General features: G+C 41.7%; 15 protein-coding genes and 1 riboswitch. Of the genes, 8 read left to right on the top strand and 7 right to left on the bottom strand.

The features are described from left to right. Nucleotides 1-8 precede the first annotated feature (8 nt). Both panF and ACZ5GY_RS09165 read left to right on the top strand, forming a co-directional pair. On the top strand, nt 9-1,511 hold the full coding sequence (gene panF, locus ACZ5GY_RS09170) for a sodium/pantothenate symporter (RefSeq protein WP_464111768.1): 1,503 nt from the start codon (nt 9-11) through the stop codon (nt 1,509-1,511). A 20-nt stretch (nt 1,512-1,531) separates the two neighbouring features. After that, nucleotides 1,532-3,133: an N-acyl-D-amino-acid deacylase family protein gene (locus tag ACZ5GY_RS09165; RefSeq protein WP_213691322.1), complete on the top strand. Its 1,602-nt coding sequence runs from the start codon at nt 1,532-1,534 to the stop codon at nt 3,131-3,133. Between the two features lie 85 nt (nt 3,134-3,218). Here the strand turns inward: ACZ5GY_RS09165 and ortB are convergent, their stop codons facing one another. From ortB to ACZ5GY_RS09130, 7 genes are all read right to left on the bottom strand, one after another. After that, nucleotides 3,219-4,625, bottom strand: coding sequence for a 2-amino-4-oxopentanoate thiolase subunit OrtB (gene ortB, locus ACZ5GY_RS09160; RefSeq protein WP_213691323.1), 1,407 nt, complete (start codon nt 4,623-4,625; stop codon nt 3,219-3,221). Next, a complete protein-coding gene (ortA, locus tag ACZ5GY_RS09155) occupies nt 4,622-4,939 on the bottom strand; it encodes a 2-amino-4-oxopentanoate thiolase subunit OrtA (RefSeq protein WP_307879784.1) in 318 nt (105 codons plus the stop codon). Before ortA ends, ortB begins: the two co-directional genes overlap by 4 nt. Nucleotides 4,940-4,945: 6 nt before the next feature. Then, the gene (locus ACZ5GY_RS09150) at nt 4,946-6,301 is read right to left on the bottom strand and encodes an aspartate aminotransferase family protein (protein WP_213691324.1); all 1,356 of its coding nucleotides are present in this window, start codon (nt 6,299-6,301) and stop codon (nt 4,946-4,948) included. Between the two features lie 88 nt (nt 6,302-6,389). After that, nucleotides 6,390-7,427, bottom strand: a complete 1,038-nt coding sequence (gene dctP, locus ACZ5GY_RS09145) for a TRAP transporter substrate-binding protein DctP (RefSeq protein WP_213691325.1) — start codon at nt 7,425-7,427, stop codon at nt 6,390-6,392. A gap of 93 nt (nt 7,428-7,520) precedes the next feature. Then, on the bottom strand, nt 7,521-8,822 hold the full coding sequence (locus ACZ5GY_RS09140; RefSeq protein ID WP_213691326.1) for a TRAP transporter large permease: 1,302 nt from the start codon (nt 8,820-8,822) through the stop codon (nt 7,521-7,523). Beyond that, nucleotides 8,822-9,424, bottom strand: a complete 603-nt coding sequence (locus ACZ5GY_RS09135) for a TRAP transporter small permease (protein ID WP_213691327.1) — start codon at nt 9,422-9,424, stop codon at nt 8,822-8,824. Before ACZ5GY_RS09135 ends, ACZ5GY_RS09140 begins: the two co-directional genes overlap by 1 nt. 19 nt (nt 9,425-9,443) lie before the next feature. Continuing rightward, complete coding sequence (locus tag ACZ5GY_RS09130) at nt 9,444-10,238, bottom strand: IclR family transcriptional regulator (protein ID WP_213691328.1); 795 nt, start codon at nt 10,236-10,238, stop codon at nt 9,444-9,446. A 106-nt stretch (nt 10,239-10,344) separates the two neighbouring features. Here ACZ5GY_RS09130 and ACZ5GY_RS09125 point away from each other — a divergent pair, with 106 nt between their 5' ends. From ACZ5GY_RS09125 to ACZ5GY_RS09100, 6 genes are all read left to right on the top strand, one after another. Next, nucleotides 10,345-11,484: a metallophosphoesterase gene (locus tag ACZ5GY_RS09125; RefSeq protein ID WP_213691329.1), complete on the top strand. Its 1,140-nt coding sequence runs from the start codon at nt 10,345-10,347 to the stop codon at nt 11,482-11,484. 250 nt (nt 11,485-11,734) lie between these two features. Then, entirely contained in the window at nt 11,735-12,439 is a 705-nt protein-coding gene (gene cuyB / locus ACZ5GY_RS09120; protein WP_213691330.1) for a cysteate racemase, read from the top strand. 34 nt (nt 12,440-12,473) lie between these two features. After that, nucleotides 12,474-12,571, top strand: a riboswitch (THF riboswitch). A 68-nt stretch (nt 12,572-12,639) separates the two neighbouring features. Beyond that, nucleotides 12,640-13,167, top strand: coding sequence for a folate family ECF transporter S component (locus tag ACZ5GY_RS09115; protein WP_213691331.1), 528 nt, complete (start codon nt 12,640-12,642; stop codon nt 13,165-13,167). A gap of 514 nt (nt 13,168-13,681) precedes the next feature. Next, complete coding sequence (locus ACZ5GY_RS09110; RefSeq protein WP_213691332.1) at nt 13,682-14,905, top strand: ABC transporter substrate-binding protein; 1,224 nt, start codon at nt 13,682-13,684, stop codon at nt 14,903-14,905. Nucleotides 14,906-14,978: 73 nt separating this feature from the next. Beyond that, a complete protein-coding gene (locus tag ACZ5GY_RS09105; RefSeq protein ID WP_213691333.1) occupies nt 14,979-15,782 on the top strand; it encodes an ABC transporter ATP-binding protein in 804 nt (267 codons plus the stop codon). Further along, entirely contained in the window at nt 15,776-16,483 is a 708-nt protein-coding gene (locus ACZ5GY_RS09100) for an ABC transporter ATP-binding protein (RefSeq protein ID WP_213691334.1), read from the top strand. Before ACZ5GY_RS09105 ends, ACZ5GY_RS09100 begins: the two co-directional genes overlap by 7 nt.

The raw sequence follows: 16,483 nt of genomic DNA, 5'->3' as shown, positions 1-16,483 counted from the left end.
GCATTGCAATGGAATTCACAGTAAATAACGAAGCTAGATTTGCGATTATAGCTGCTTTTGTTTTGTATTCTGCTGCTATGCTTGTAATTGGCCTTTATTCCAAGCGAGCAATGGATAAAACATCTGTGGATAAGTATGTTGAAGAATTTTATACGGGAGGCCGGGGAATGGGAGCTTTGGTCATTGCTCTCATGATAGCCGCAGGGTTATGTAGTGCCGGTACTTTTCTTGGCGGTCCGGGGCTTGCTTATAGTGCCGGCCTGACTTGGGTTCTTGCGGCTCTTTCTCAAAATTTTATGAACTTTTGCGTTTTGGGAGAGATAGGGAAAAAGGTAGGAATTGTTGCTCGTAGAATCAATGCGCAATCTTATCTGGATTTATTTTTGTATCGTTATAACCATAACAAAATGGTAGGAATTGGCGGCGTTATTGCTATCGTCCTTTTCTTGGGAAGCTATGTTGTGGCTCAATTTGTGGGAGGGGCCCGACTTTTTGAATCGATGACGGGGCTGTCATATCTGCTGGGACTTGTCTTATTTTCAGTTGTTGTTCTTGTTGTAGCTGCATTTGGTGGAATTAAGGGCGTAACGACGGCTGTTGTTCTTCAGGGAATTGTTATGACGGCAGCTGTATTTGCTTTATTCTTTGGGGCCCTCGCTCACATAGGTCCTCTTGAGCTAGCTATTCGGAGCATAGGAGAGCTAGATCCCAAGCTTATATCTCCATGGACATGGAATATTAAATTCCAGTCTTCAATGTGGATTATTTTTGGTCTCGTCTCAATAGGAATGCCTCATGCGGCTATGAATACCCTTCTTTATAAAGATACAAAGGCTATGCACAAAGCTATTATTTTAGGTGTCATTTTCGTTGTTCTCTGGACAGTAATGCTTATTTGGATGGGGAACATGGTTCGCGCAATTTATCCTGACCTTAAAGTGGTAGATCATGCTGTACCTATTCTTGCCATGACAGTGTTGCCCCCTTGGCTCGCTGGTATTGCTCTTGCCGGAGTTGCTGGTGCTATTCAGTCAACAGTGGGAGCAATGATTATCGTTATTAGTTCAAGCATTGTGAGAGACGCATATCAGGCTTATATAAACCCCAATGTCTCACATGAAAAGTTGAAAAAAGTGACAGTGCTTACGACTGTAATAACCTGCATTCTCATTTTCATAGCTGCTATAAAACCTCCTCATGCATTAGAGTGGATGATTGCTTTCTCTATGGGAGGTCTTGCCTCTGCCTTTTTCTGGCCCCTTCTTTTAGGTTTGTATTGGATGAGAACCAATGAATATGGAGGAGCCGCAGGTATGCTTGGTGGGTTGCTTACATATATTTTAGCTGCCGGGAAATATCTTCCTATTACTTTTGGAATGCATGCAATCGTTATATCTCTTATCGTTTCGCTTGTTCTTACTGTGGGAGTAAGCCTCATAACGCCGAAACCTCCTAAGGGAATTATTATGCAGTGGTTTGGTCGAGTTTATCCCAAAGAAATAAAAATGTAGTCTGAAAGGAGAAACGATTTATGAGATTCGATATCTACATAAAAAATGCACGAATTGTTGACGGCACTCGTTCTCCATGGTATCGAGGGGGAGTTGGCATTACAGATTCCAAAATCAGATATGTAGGCAGTGATCTTCCTGAGTATGCAGCAGATGCGTTTGAAGTTATCGATGCTAAAGATCATATTGTTGCCCCTGGATTTATTGATGTTCATACGCACTCTGATTTCCTTTTGTTGAGAGATCCGGTAATGCAATCAAAATTGAAACAGGGAGTAACGACACAAGGGATCGGTCAATGTGGAATAAGCCCAGCTCCCATTTCTTCAGAGCAAGTTGAAAAACTTGATATTTATTCTGGATTCATTAAGGCGGGAACTCACGCTGACTGGAATTGGAGAAGTTTCGGTGAGTGGCTGGATGTTTTGGAAGACCTGAATCTGGGAACAAATATAGTTGCTTTTGCAGGGCAGGGAACTATCAGAATAGCTGTTATGGGTTTTGATAATAGAGAGCCTTCTTCCGATGAAATGGCAGAGATGAAAAAATTAGTCTCTGAATCTATAGAGCAAGGGGCTTACGGTATAACGAGTGGACTTGTTTATCCTCCCGGAGTCTATTCTTCAACAGAGGAGCTTGTTGAGTTATGTTCTGCTATGACCTCGAAAAATGGTTTGTATCAATCACATATGAGAAATGAAGGACGAGATGTTGTAAAGGGAGTTGAAGAAGTTATTCGTATTGCAGAAGAAAATCGTATTCCAGCCCAGATTTCTCATCATAAAGCATTGGGAAGAAGTGCTTGGGGACTTGTGAAAAAGACACTTGCTTTAGTTGAAGATGCGCGGAAACGTGGTGTTGATGTGACTGTAGATCAATATCCCTACACATCTGCCAGTACAACTCTACGGGCAATTTTACCTCCATGGGTTCATGAAGGGGGAGTTATGAACGTTATTGAAAGATTGGCAGATAAGTCTCTTCGAAGTCGAATTATTAAAGAGATAGAAGAAGATGTCACTTGGGATAATTACTACCAAAATTCTGGAGGAGCTAGCGGAGTGACAGTTATATATTCTCCTCAGACTCCAGAGTATGAAGGCAAGTCGTTGAAAGAAATTGCAGAAATGACAGGCGTAGATCCTCTTGACATAGCAATGGATATTATTGCTGCCAATAAGGGAGACGATGCAGCTTGTTATTCGATGATGTGTGAAGATGATGTGGAATACGTTCTGAAAAACAACAATGTCATGGTTATTTCAGACTCTATTCCACCGGCACCAGGAGCAAAGAGCCACCCCAGAACCTTTGGAACTAACCCTCGAGTTTTGGGAAAATACGTAAGAGACAAACATTGTATTTCTCTGGAAGACGCAATATGGAAGATGACAGCCTTTCCGGCATCCCGTTTAGGGCTTCAATTTAAGGGCATTCTCAGAGAGGGAATGGATGCTGATATCGTTATTTTTGATCCAGATACTGTTGATGATAAGGCAACCTTTGAACATCCTTTCGAAGAGCCGGTGGGAATTGAATATGTAATTGTCAATGGAGTAAAAACAATGGAGTTTGGCAATTTTACCGGACATACGAATGGAAAGGTACTGCGGAAAGGATAACTAGGTAAGATATATATTCCAACACTAAAGGGGCAGGATGCCATTTTGTGGCTTCCTGCTCCTTCTATTATTGAATCTGTACAAGCTAAAGGACAAATAGCTTTTTTATATGTTCTTTTGTTGATTTTGTGTCTTCGGCGATAAATTGTATATCCGCCTCTGTCAATTGTTCTTTTGACATATTATTCATCTTCAAAATGTTTTTGCAGTACGAGCGTTTGAGGTCGTCAAGATCAACATTTTGAGCTTTTACGAGTTCGGGGCCTTCTGGAATGATAATATTTTCTCCTGGAATCTGTTCTTTCGGATTCCCTCTTCTTACATTGATACCTAATTTTTCCCGTGCAAAAGAGAGCTGGGCTGTTACGTGTTTTCCTGCACCAGTGTATTCAGTTTCTTGAACGACGATTACCTGATCTCTATCCATTTCCTGTGCAAGCGAAAATGCTGCTGTAAGAGAGGTGTTGCCTGCAGGGCCTCTTTCCAGACCTTCTATTTGGGCCAGAGCTTCTGTCATATAAAAAACTTCACCTTGGGTAACTGTAACGTATCTGTCTGTATAGCGAAGACTCCGTGCTGCGTTTCTTGGAACGTCTGTTCTATCTGGCCATGTAGAGAAGGGCATGCCAAAACCAGTGTGTCCTGTGGTGAACGATTTTCTGTTAAAAGCCTTGTCACTTGCCATATGGAGTCCTGTGATGTCTACGCTGGCTGCTATGACCTTCGTGTTTGTACACCCAGCTTTTTCAAGGCCTCTGGCTGTTCCCGTCAGGTTTCCTCCGCCGGCATTTGTAATAACGACAGCGTCGGGATCTCTATTACACATACTTCTTACCTGATCTGCTATTTCGTATCCCAGTGTTTCTATACCCGCTATAGCGAAGGGGGAATATAGCGAGGCGCTGCAATAACTCGTTTCATCAAGAAGGCGTAAAAATTCTATGAAAAGTTCAGGTCCTACTGTCAACTGAACAACTTCTGCTCCGAAGGCTTCGCAAATTCTGCCTTTTTCTAGAATTTCAGGTTGTCCGACATGATGGCTGTCGAAGAGTTCCTGTACGATAATGGCTTTTAGATTCCTCATGTTTGCTTGAGATGCAACAGCTGCTCCGTAGTTTCCGCTTGACGCTGCTATAACACCGGCATATCCTCTTTGTTGAGCGTAATGACATGACATGGCCGCACGTCGTGCCTTGAAACTGCCAGAAGGGTTTGTTGCTTCATCTTTTACAAAAATGCGGGCTCCTTTGCCTGGTCCAGCTAGAGCTCGGGCTGCTGCTGTAAGGTTGCGTAGCTCCAGCATGGGAGTATTACCAATATTTGTCTCGGCTTGAATAGATCGAATTTCATTGAGTGTATATCCTATTTTCCCCATCATGCCTTCATAGTCGAAAGCGACACCGGGAAGTTCAAATTCAGAGTAATCAATTCCCAGAGCCTTTTTTAGTATTTCGTTCTTTCTCTCAGCAACAGAGTCGAATACGGAGTTCATGCCTTTTCACCTGCCTTCGATATGAGGGCGTGTAATTCTTTTCCTACAGAAAGAAGTTCTGGAATCTGGCGTCCGAAGGTATGAGTATACGGAGGATTTTGAGAAACGAGGGTTCCTTGCACTTTCCTATCTGTCATTGTTGTTATTGTGACGTTGCTCCCTATGGGAGCGTCATTGTCTAAATAACCTTTGACCCAGAGTTCAAGAGGAACTTGTTTAGTATCTTGGGGTACATTGTCTGCCCGCTCAGATGGTTGAAGAACGATATAATGAATTTGAACCCAGCTTCCTTTTTTTATAATTTTTTCATCCATTTCCTCTTACCAACCTTTCACTGTCTCCAATACACTATCAGGTATAATTCCAGATTCATAATCTTCAAAAGCCTCTTCTATCTTTGAAAGTGCACTCTCCATTTGATCTTTCGAAATAACGAGCGGAGGTTGTATTCTCAACACAGAACCACTAAAGAAAGAGAGTAGAAGCCCCTTTTGCCATGCTTGGTAACATATTTTTGCGGCAGCTTCTGTATTCCTTTCTTTTGTCTCTCTGTCTTTTACGAGGTCTACTCCAATGGAAAGCCCGATCCCTCGTACATCTCCAATAAATTCGAAACGATTCTGCATTTCCTTCAATCTTGCGAGAGCATAGGCTCCTATAGCCGTTGCATTTTCTCTTAACTTTTCATCTCTGATGACGTCGACAGTTGCACATGCTGCAGCACAACATACGGGATTTCCAGCTGCAGTGAAAAGGTGTGCAGGAGCTTCCCATTGTTCCATCAATTCTGCCTTTGCAACCACTGCCCCCAGAGGCATTCCCGAAGCAATAGCTTTACCCATAACAACAACATCAGGAACTACATCGAAGTTTTCTATACCAAACCATTTCCCGGTACGTCCGAAGCCTTGTTGCACTTCTTCCGAGACGAAAAGAATGTTGTAGGTATCACAGATTTGTCTTAGGGCTTTAACATAGCTTTTAGGAGGAACAATAAGACCGGCGTCCCCTTGTATAGGCTCGAAGAATATGGCTGCGACCTCTTCAGCTGGTACACATGTTTTAAAAAGTTCATTTATTCTTTCTACGCAATACTTCGTTACATCATCTTCATCCATTCCACTGTACGGAGTACGATATACATCTGGATATGGGATGTGGTGAATTTCGGGAAGAAGTGGTCCGAGCCCTCGGTGCATGGGCAGACTGACGGCACTTAAAGAAAGAGCACCATATGTGCTTCCATGATAGGCGCGGTAGAAAGAGATGATTTTTTTCCTTTTTGTAGCTGTTCTGGCCATTTTTATTGTTCCGTCATTGGCGTCAGAACCACAAAGACCATAAAAGACCCTTTTCCTATATTCTCCAGGTGTTATGTCAAACAGCTTTTGCGAGAGTTGTATAAGTGGTTCATGATACATATAGACAGGGGTATAAAGTATAAGATTTTCAGTTTGTTTCTTTATGGCATCGACAATTCTAGGGTGGCAGTGTCCTGTGTTTACGGCTCCTGCGCTGGAAAGTAGATCTATATAGTGATTCCCGTCAACATCTATAACAGTTGCACCTTTCCCCCGATCAACAACAAGGGGGTAGTATGGAACTTTTGCAGCAGGAGATGTCATTTCCTTATCAATATTCACGAGCTCTAAACATTTGGGTATATTCAAAGCCATAATATTCATCCCCTTATATATGTTTTAGAGAGCTTTACAGTCTATATTTCACTGTAAAGCTCTCTTGTTAAAATGGGGTTACGGATTTCTACTTACGAGAAACTCCTGATCCCTCATAAACACGATCCATGATTTCTTTACCTACAAGTTCTTCCATTTCAGGCCAAACTTTTTCTCTTATCGCAGTAGCACATGTATCTAATTCTTCCGGCGTTAACATAACGATTTCCCAGCCGTATTCGTTTTTTAGCTTTTGACGGTATTCTTCGTCTTCTTTAGCTACGTTTTCCCAACGAATAACAGACTCTTCATTGGCCGCTTGTTGTAAAATTTCCTGTTCTTCGGGAGTTAATTTATTCCATACATCCATATTGATGGCTACCCACCACGATTCAAAGTAATCGTTGTACTGAATCCATACTTTATTGACGTCTTTAAACTGCCAGGCCTGGAAGGGAGGTCCTCCCATCTGCCCATCTGCTATTCCTGTCTGAATAGCACTATAAGCTTCTGCATAGGGTATGGGGGTAGGAATATATCCTAAAGCTTCATATGTTGCCTCGCAGGGTTTTATTGGCATTACTCTGACTTTCATGCCTTTGCTTTCTGATGGATCTGCATAATTTGCAGGTTTTGTTTTCAGAGATACACCAGACATCCCTATAGGCATGACGGCTAGAGCTTTTATGTTATGTTCTGCCCAGAGGTCTTTAATAATGTCGAAAGCCCATCCATCTGGTCCATATACTTTCTTTGCTTCTTCAATGTCTTTGACGATGTATGGGAAGTAGTATGCAAGATTGAGTTTGGGATCGAAGTTAGCATTGGCTTGGGCCATGTTGAGTTCTATTGTTCCCCGCATGAGCATTTCAAAAGTTTCTGTCCAATCTCCGAGAACGCCGCCAGAAAAAACATCAATTTGAATCTGGCCATTTGTCCTTTCTGAAACCTTTCTTGCAAATTCTTTTGCGCGAATGTCAAAATCACTGTCTACTGGGTGAACCTGGGCCATGCGCCAACGATATTTAGGTTTGGCTGCTTCAGCTTGTTGCGTGTAAACTGTAAAGATAGTGGCAACGACAAATAGTAAAACGAAAAGAAGACACCAACGTTTCCTGTGGGCCATAATCGCACCTCCGTTTCATCTTGTGAAATTGCCTATTGGTTACGAGCCGCGTTAGAATCTTTTTATGCCCTATACAGAGAGCAACCACCTCCTTTATTTAATTCCCATAATTAATTTAGGCAGGAACATAGAGAGTTCGGGAAAATATGTTGTAAGGAGAACGATGGGTACAGATCCGAAGATCATGAAAATAAGAGCTGGCTTAATATATTCATCGATGTTGACTCCTCCTATACGACCGCCAAGATAAAGGATGGGAGCTGTTGGAGGCGTAACGTTCCCCAGCCCGAGGTTGGTTCCCAGTATTGCTGCAAAGTGTATAGGATGGACCCCGATTTTCAGCATGAGAGGCATGAGAAGGGGAGCGACGAGCATTGTTCCGCTCAAATCGTCCATAAGCATTCCTATGATGATGAGGAAAATATTGACCATGAACAAAATAACGTATTTATTATCAGAAACACCGAGAAGAAAGTCTGCAATGAGCATGGGGACACGTTGCATTGTATAGAGGCGTCCAAGTATGGTGACGAAGAAGAGCATAAGAATAATAACGCCGCTCGTAGTTGCAGAGGAATGGAGGGCGTCACTTAAGATGTTTTTGTTAAGTTCCCTATGAATAAAGAACCCAACGATGATGGCATAAAGAACGGCAACTGCTGCAGATTCGGTAGGTGTTGTAATGCCGCCATATATACCTCCCAATATAATGAAAGGCATGAGTAAACTCCAGAATCCACGTTTCGTTGCTATGAAAATTTCCTGATTGCGTTCTTTTCGTGGAACCTTACCTTTAACTTGCAGATTGGGAAATTTCTTACACATGAAATAGTTGATAATACAGAAAAGGGTCATGGTGAGGATACCCGGAACCACTGTTGATAAGAAGCAAGCAGCTACTGATTGTTGAGTAACCCAGCCATAAAGAATCATGGGGACACTCGGTGGTATAAGTTGCCCAAGAACGGCAGAACAACTGACCATGGCTGTGCTGTATTGTCTTGGATAGCCTAATTCTTCTAATCGCGGAATCATTATTGTTCCAATACAGGCGACAGCGGAGGATGCTGTTCCGGAAATGGCTCCAAATATTGCACAAGCTACGATTGTAGCGGCTCCCATTCCACCTCTGATACGCCCAAGCATTGAATTGGCAAAGTTAGTTAACCTTTCGGCTATTCCAGCAGATCCCATGAGGGCTCCGGCCATTATGAAAAAGGGAATGGAGAGTAACGTTAGCGAATTAAGACCTCTGAATCCCACTGTCATTAAAAAGGAGAAATCGGGGAAAAAGACAAGCCCCATATAAAGAGCTGCAGCCATAAAACAGAAGGGAACAGGAATACCAATAATGATCGTTACTATAAGAATAAGCAGGTCTATTATGATGTGCATTAGTATGTTTCCTCCTTTTCACAGAAATTACTGTCAAGGTTGTTTTCCATAGCAATTTCTTTTTTAAAGGCCTGCCAGTCATAATTTTCGTTAGGGAGACATAGCGGGGGCTTTCCTAATGCACGGCGCGCGAAATCGATGGTTATGATTAAAAAATAAAAACTCATGAGCGATGCGCTGATCAAAAGACTTGCTTGTGCAAAAATCATGGGAATCATTAAGGCAGGAGAGCGTTCCCAGCTTTTAAAAGACCATGAAACATAGTTCCATGCCCAAGATGTCATGATAAATGCGAGAATAGTGACGAGAGTGGATGTAAAAGTTTTGGCCCAGGCAAAAGCGCGAGAATTTTTAATGAGAACGTGAAGCAAATCAGCTTGAATATGGCTTCTTTCTCTTGAACCATTAGCGGCCCCAGTCATATACATCCAGAAGCCGACCAAACAGGCAAGCTCTTCAATTCCCATAATTGGCAGTTTAAAAATATAACGCAATAGAACTTGTGTAATGACGAGGCCGACGAGAACAAGAGATGTTAAAACCATGATGTAACGTTGTATTTTCCCCAGAATAAACCAAATAAAATAAAATACCCCTCTCATTTCTTTCCCACGCCTCCTTTTAAAAAATAAGATTGTCTCCCATATAGCTCAGGTCGAGAGATAAGGACCGGGCGGCAGTACAAATTAAATGGGCAAATCGTTGTTCTTCTTCAGGGTTATTTACATATCGAGCACGTGGATATGCAATACTTATAGAGGCAATAACTTCTCCTCCTGCATTTATTATTGGAGCAGCAACACACGCTAAGCCCTCTTCATATTCGCAGTTGTCATAGGCGTAACCACGTTTCTTTGTTTCGTCGAGGTCTTTTTTAAATAATTTTTGAGAAGTGATTGTCGTGGGAGTAAAACGAACGAATTCAGCGTTTACAAGCAGTTTTTCTTGTTTTTCTTTAGACATAAAAGCCAGAATAGCTTTTCCTAGCCCCGTGCAATAGGCAGGTATTCTCTTGCTTGAACCATACCCTACTCTGATGGCATCGGGGCTTTCAATTTTGTCTATGTATATTAAGTGCATTCCAGATAAAACAGCCAGGTTTATGGTTTCTTTTGTTTCGCAGGCTAAATGTTTCAAATATGGTTGTGCCATTCGTCGCACTCCTAACCGTTCGACTTCTCTGTTCCCCATTTCAAAAAGTTTTAATGTGTTAACATAGCCAGCATTACGAGATATTTTTTGTGTATAGCCAAGTTCAGTAAGAGTGTTTAGTAGTCTGGATATAGTGCTTTTATTGAAGTGAAGAGTGGAGTGAATCTGAGAGATGGTTAAAGAGCCCTTTTGATTTAGTAGCTCTAAAATCTGAAAAGCTTTGATGACAGAAAATACAGATTGATTTCTTTTTTCCTTTGTCAATGATTCACCCCCTTTGATATGCAAAAAAGAATTTTGCCATAGTAAACAAAATTCTGCATAATCTCGAGGCCCATATGTTTTTTGAGTTCCTTTGGGGAGGAGTTCTATGATTCGTCTGTGGCTAGTTGTTGCTCTTTATTTAAGCATTTATGGAGGAATGACCTGGGTTACCCTTTCTTCACTCATTCGTGCTTTTCGTATTCGTGGTTTCGGTTTAATTTCAGCAAGCTTCTTATGGGGAGTGCTTATGGTTTTGTCTCCTTTATTTCTCAGAATATGGGAGGGAGAAGGATACAGTGAGATTCGTCATTGGCTTGCTCTCATTAGTTATGTGTGGATGGGATTTGTCTTTTTTGCCTTCTGTATTTTCCTCTTTTTTTCTGTGCTGCGATTTATTTTTTGGATATTAGGAATAAATCTTAGTGATTTTGCAGGTAGATTCATTTCTTGCATGGTGATATTGATAGCTTTTGTTTGCAGTCTTTTTGCGTATAGACAGGCCCTCACTATTCATCCTCTGCATATGGAAATGGAAACATGGAAATTGCCCTCTGAATGGCCGGTTCTTCGTATTGTCCACATTTCTGATATTCATCTTGGCCTTCTTGTTCGTGAAGAACAGTTGCTTAAAATTGTTGAAGTTATTGAGGAAGCCAATCCTGATCTTGTGGTTTGCACAGGCGATTTTGTAGACGGCATAATGAATGGACGAGAGAAAGAAGTTGAACTTTTTAGTCGTCTGACACCCCCTCTTGGGAAATATGCGGTAACAGGAAATCACGAAGTTTACGCTGGGCTTGACCAGGCAATATCTTTTATTGAGGCGTGTGGTTTTCGTATGCTTCGAAATCAAGCGGTAGATGTAGGGCCCGTCATTTTAGCAGGTATTGATGATCCTGACATAAAAATGGTTGAAGAGATTCTTCCTTTTTCTGAAAGGGATATTCTTTCTGCTCTTCCTTTCGATCGCTTTCGTCTGTTTTTAAAACATCGACCGGTTATTATGCAAGAAACGATGCATCTTTATGATATGCAGCTGTCTGGTCATGTGCATGGAGGGCAAATATGGCCTTTCACACTCATTACGAGAATAGTTTATCCTATGCATGCGGGATTTCATTCTTTGCCTGGAGGGGGCTCCCTTTGGGTTTCCAGTGGTTCAGGAACATGGGGACCTCCAATGCGTTTTTTGACATCGTCTGAAGTTGCCATTATTGATATTTTTCGAAAGAAAGACAAAAAATAATCAGAGGCCCTTGGGGGGTGGGCCTCTGCAAAAAAGGGAGATTTATTAACTCATAGGGCACACACAACAGGAGGATTAAAACTATTGTGTTACTGTGCGACTATATATTACACTGACAGCACCAAAGTACATCCGTTACTTTTACGGTAGTTTCTCTCAGCTAAACTACGTATTTATGGGTTTTGTTCGTGGTTTTCGCAGGTATAATATCCAAAGTTGTTACAAACTTGAAAGATAAGGACGTGACCAAATGAGTTCTTCAAAGAAACCTTCTAAAGTTCTTGGAATCCTTGGCGGGATGGGGCCAGCGGCAACAGCAGAATTCTTGAGGCTTCTTGCAGTTAAAGCACCAGCTGCATGCGACCAGGAACACCCTAAATTATATGTGCTTTCAAATCCTCAAATTCCTGATCGCAGTAGTGCCATTCTTGGGAAGGGGGAAGATCCTACTCCAGTATTGAAAGAAGGATTACGTACCTTAGCTGATTGGGGATCTGATATATTAGCTGTTCCATGTAATACGGCTCATTATTTTATTGACAGATTTCGTCAAGAGTTACCTGTTCCCTTAATACATATAATTGAGGCAACTGTTGGATTGGCAGCAGAAAAAAGTCCTGAAGGAGCCTGGCTTTTGGCAACTAGTGGAACAAAGCAGAGTGGGATGTACGAGCGATATGCTGAGAAAGTTGGTTATCCGTTTCTATTTCCAACAGATGAAGATCAGGCAAAAGTTCAGGAGAGTATTGTTTTGGTAAAGGCGAATCGTTTAAGAGAAGCCGGTACGTTATTGCAAGGAGTTGTAGAGAAGCTGTGGAAGGAGCGAGAGGTTCCTATTGTTGCAGCGTGTACTGAGTTGCCTTTGGCTTACGATGCCTCCGATTTACCAGAAGAAGGTATGGTTTCGAGTTTGGGAGCGCTTACTGAAGCGTGTCTGAGATGCCTTTATAAATAGAACTGATGCTATAATATGCTGAACAAGAAAATAAGGCAGAGTAGGGGCTTTGCGTGAAGTGCTTAAGGATGGGACGTTGCCTTGAGACGAAAAGTTCAAAAGAACTTGCGGTGAAGCTCCGCGTTCGCTGTCACGTCGATAGCAGAAAATAAAATCTCCTATGATGTGGCAGAACTGCCCATATCGTAGGAGGTTTTTTTATGCAAAAGAGTCGTTTTTCTGTGCAGGAAATTGTCTGTTTTTCCCTTCTTATCGCCTTGAATATTGTATTGACGCGAATGGCAAGCATACGAATTCCAATTGCTGGCATCGAAACAATTCGTATAGGTTTTGGCGCTGTACCTGTTATTTTGGCAGGTTACTATTTTGGTGCGAAATCGGGAGGGGTAGTAGGTGCCGTTGGAGATTTTGTCGGATTCTGGATCAATCCCATGGGAGCCTACATGCCTCATTTCACTCTGACAGCTGCTTTGACGGGGATTATTCCAGCTCTTATTTTAAAGATTTTTAAAAGTAGAGGGCAGTATCATTTCTGGCAATTGCTAATTGCTATAGGAATTGGACAGTTTATAACGTCTGTTCTTCTCGTTCCATATTTTTTACACATGCTTTACGGAATACCCTTTCTGACGACGATTCCAGCTCAAATACAGGCACAAGCAATTCAAGTACCTCTTTATGCCATGTTCGTTAGAGGGATCGCGAAACGTCTTACTCTTGCCTTCTAAAGCGTGTACAAACCAAAGTGGTCAGAAGATTAGATATTAAAAACTGACCACTTTTTTCTGCAATGATTTGACAAAACGGAGATCCACTTTATAATCCTCTTATTAATAAATTTAAACTCTTAAAATATATAAAAATAAATTCACATCTGAAAGAGAGGTCTTCCCAATGAGGCACAATGATATAGCGGGTTGCAATGTGTTCCTCCAAAGAAATGAAATACAGTTTCTCGAACGTTTATCCTTTTCAGGTATTACCCTTTCATCAGGTACCACTTCATCAAGTATTTCTTCATGCACGTGCACATCAACATCAACATCAACAATAACTAGATAGTTTCCCCCTTAATCAATTTATTTAGCATTTATCTTTTTCAACAGTTGCATTTATTGTAATTCAATTTAATAGAAGCTTTCGTATTTTGTGCAGAAGCTTGTTCCATAGAGCTTTATACTCCCTGTTTTTATGAGAGGGTGTGTATCGTTGTATATATTATTTTATGGAGGTGCTTTGTCTATGAAGCATTCAAGAGTCTTTCAGTTTATGGTGGTATGTTTTGCTTTTATCTTTTGTTTTATCTGTGTGCCAGAAGCCTTTGCAGAGAATGAATCGATTATCATTGGGTCAATTTGGAGCCAGGTTGGTGTAGCGGCGCCATTAGGTCAGGCGGGTCTTCGTGGAAGCCAACTTGCTGTAAAGTTGGCAAATGAACGTGGTGGCGTAGTCGGGCATAGTGTAGATCTGAAGAATATCGATGGGCAGAGTGACCCTACTGTCATATCAAATGCTTCCATAAGATTGGTTGAAGAAGTTGGGGTAATTGCTGCCTGCGGATTGACTGACGATTCGCTTGTTTCTGCAGCTGGTCCCATTTTTCAAGAGGGTAAAACTGTTTTCCTTGATGGAACGGCGACCACACCCACCATACCTCGAATCGGAGATTTTATTTTTATGACTCCTTTTGGAGATAATTATCAAGGACAGGCTGTTGCTAAATATTGTGTCGATACTCTGGGATGGAAAAAAGTGGCTGTTATCTGGGACAATGCCAGTGCCTACAGCACAGATTTGTCCAATTTTTTTATGGAATCTTTTAAAGCATACGTAGGTGATGAAAAGGCTATAGCCCATCAGGAAATTTACCAGACAGGCGACGTAAATTTTATGGCTCAACTTACCCGTTTAAAGATGAAAGTACAAAAAGAAAAAATTGATGGGATTGTCATTACTCCTCCTTTTCCCCAGGATGGTCCTATCATTGCGAAACAGGCTGATAAGTTAGGAATCAAACTTCCTATCGTTCTTACCGATGGCGCAGATGACCAGTCTGTTATTGAAGTCGGTGGTCCTTCTATAGAAGGTGCCCTTGTTTCTACTCACTTTGCGGCTGAGTATCCCCTTACAGAGAATGCCAAGAAGTTTGTTGAAGCCTATAGAGCTGAATATGACAGTGAACCAGGCGCATTCGAGTGTCTCGGATTCGATGCTGTTCAGATGATGATTGAATCTATTGAAGTAATAGGAAAAGAAAAATGGGATGCTATGTCTCTTGAAGAGCAGCGTGTTGCTTTGAGAGATACCATTCAAAACCATAAGTTTACAACAACCACAATGCCTATTTCCTATCCAGATCCTTCCATGGTGGAGTATCCGCGCGTGCCACTAAAACCTGTTGTCTTTAAAGAGTTTAAGAACGGCCAGCGGGTTTATAAGGGCATACTCTATCCAGAGGAACTGTAAGTTATAAGGGTCCGTAGTGCAGAGGGCGCTTTGTGCGTTCTCTGCACATATTACTACGTTTGGAGCTGATACTATGCTGAAAGTTGATAATTTGACAAAAAGCTTTGGCGGACTCTGTGCTGTTAATAATCTAAGCTTTTCGCTGAATAAAAAAGAGCTTCTGGGCCTCATTGGTCCTAATGGGGCAGGAAAGACGACAGTTTTTAATTTGCTAACTGGTGTTATCAAAGCAACATCAGGGAGTGTTACCTTAGATGGGAAAAATTTGACGAACAAAGCTCCCCATGTGATTACATCACATGGAATTGTTCGTACCTTTCAAAATTTGAGGCTAATGAAGGGACTTTCTCTTTTAGAAAATATGAAAATAGCCTTTCACGTTTCTCTTGATTATGGTTATAAAGATGCTTTTTTCTTTTCCTCTCGTTATAAGAAAGAGGAGAAAGAAATAGAAGAATCCATATTTCAGACTCTGGCTATGCTTCATATGGAAGACCATGCCTCTATTTCAGTTGATGATTTACCTTATGGCGTTCAAAAAAAGGCCGAGTTGGCCAGGGCTCTTCTCTTTAAACCACAAGTTCTTTTGTTGGACGAACCGGCCGCAGGCTTAAATCCTACGGAAACAGACGAGATTATAGAGATCATACAGTCAATTCACGAGCATTCTCAAATGGGAATCATTATTGTAGAGCACAATATGAAAGTTGTTATGGGAATGAGTGAACGTATTCTTGTCATGAATCAGGGAGCTCTTATTGCAGAGGGAATTCCGTCGGAAATACAAAACAACGAAGAAGTAATTACAGCATACCTCGGACAGAAAGCATGGAAAAAACAGGCTGTTCAGGCTGAAAAGGGGGAAGAGGTATGTTAAAGATCAAAAATGTCGTTGCGGGATATGGGAAAGCGGAAGTGCTTCATGGTATAGAGTTGTATGTTGATGCTGGAGAAGTTGTGGCTCTCGTTGGTCCCAACGGAGCAGGAAAGACGACGACGATTCGTTGTGTTACAGGACAGCTTCCAATAAAGCAAGGCTTGGTAACGTATAAGGAAAAAGATATTTCTCAAATACCGGCGTATCAGATTGTAAATTTGGGGATTTGTTGTTCGCCTGAAGGACGAAACGTTTTTGGAAACCTCTCCGTCTATGAAAATCTAAAAATGGGCGGGTATCTCATACATGGAAAGCAACTCTATAAAGAGCAACTAGAGTGGGTATACAGCCTTTTCCCCAAGCTTTGGGAGAGGCGTGACCAGTTGGCGGAATCTCTTAGTGGAGGAGAACAGCAGATGCTGGCTATCGGTCGGGCTATTATGTCAAAACCAAGTCTGCTGCTTCTTGATGAACCCTCATTAGGACTTGCCCCTGTTGTAGTTGATCAGATTTACGAAAAGATAGAGGAAATAAGTCATGAGGGTGCTTCTATTCTGCTTGTTGAGCAAAATGTTCGTCTTGCCCTTGAAATATCTTCTCGTGCCTATGTGATGGAGAGTGGACAGATACGTCTCTGCGGAAAAAGTTCTGAGCTCGAAAAAGATTCGTATATTGAACAGACCTATTTGGGGGTGAAATAG

This window comes from Aminobacterium thunnarium (assembly GCF_055390565.1).
Note: the sequence above shows the minus strand (reverse complement) of the source record. Positions and strands in the feature narration are given on the sequence as shown.

Excerpts from the sequence above, each read along its gene's own strand:
- ACZ5GY_RS09115 (WP_213691331.1), top strand. The coding sequence starts at position 12,640 with ATGCAAAAGAGTCGTTTTTCTGTGCAGGAAATTGTCTGTTTTTCCCTT.
- ACZ5GY_RS09100 (WP_213691334.1), top strand. The coding sequence starts at position 15,776 with ATGTTAAAGATCAAAAATGTCGTTGCGGGATATGGGAAAGCGGAAGTG.
- ACZ5GY_RS09150 (WP_213691324.1), bottom strand. The coding sequence starts at position 6,301 with ATGGCTTTGAATATACCCAAATGTTTAGAGCTCGTGAATATTGATAAG.
- ACZ5GY_RS09140 (WP_213691326.1), bottom strand. The coding sequence starts at position 8,822 with ATGCACATCATAATAGACCTGCTTATTCTTATAGTAACGATCATTATT.
- ACZ5GY_RS09125 (WP_213691329.1), top strand. The coding sequence starts at position 10,345 with ATGATTCGTCTGTGGCTAGTTGTTGCTCTTTATTTAAGCATTTATGGA.
- ACZ5GY_RS09110 (WP_213691332.1), top strand. The coding sequence starts at position 13,682 with ATGAAGCATTCAAGAGTCTTTCAGTTTATGGTGGTATGTTTTGCTTTT.
- ortB (WP_213691323.1), bottom strand. The coding sequence starts at position 4,625 with ATGAACTCCGTATTCGACTCTGTTGCTGAGAGAAAGAACGAAATACTA.
- ortA (WP_307879784.1), bottom strand. The coding sequence starts at position 4,939 with ATGGATGAAAAAATTATAAAAAAAGGAAGCTGGGTTCAAATTCATTAT.
- panF (WP_464111768.1), top strand. The coding sequence starts at position 9 with ATGGAATTCACAGTAAATAACGAAGCTAGATTTGCGATTATAGCTGCT.
- ACZ5GY_RS09135 (WP_213691327.1), bottom strand. The coding sequence starts at position 9,424 with ATGAGAGGGGTATTTTATTTTATTTGGTTTATTCTGGGGAAAATACAA.
- ACZ5GY_RS09105 (WP_213691333.1), top strand. The coding sequence starts at position 14,979 with ATGCTGAAAGTTGATAATTTGACAAAAAGCTTTGGCGGACTCTGTGCT.
- ACZ5GY_RS09165 (WP_213691322.1), top strand. The coding sequence starts at position 1,532 with ATGAGATTCGATATCTACATAAAAAATGCACGAATTGTTGACGGCACT.
- dctP (WP_213691325.1), bottom strand. The coding sequence starts at position 7,427 with ATGGCCCACAGGAAACGTTGGTGTCTTCTTTTCGTTTTACTATTTGTC.
- cuyB (WP_213691330.1), top strand. The coding sequence starts at position 11,735 with ATGAGTTCTTCAAAGAAACCTTCTAAAGTTCTTGGAATCCTTGGCGGG.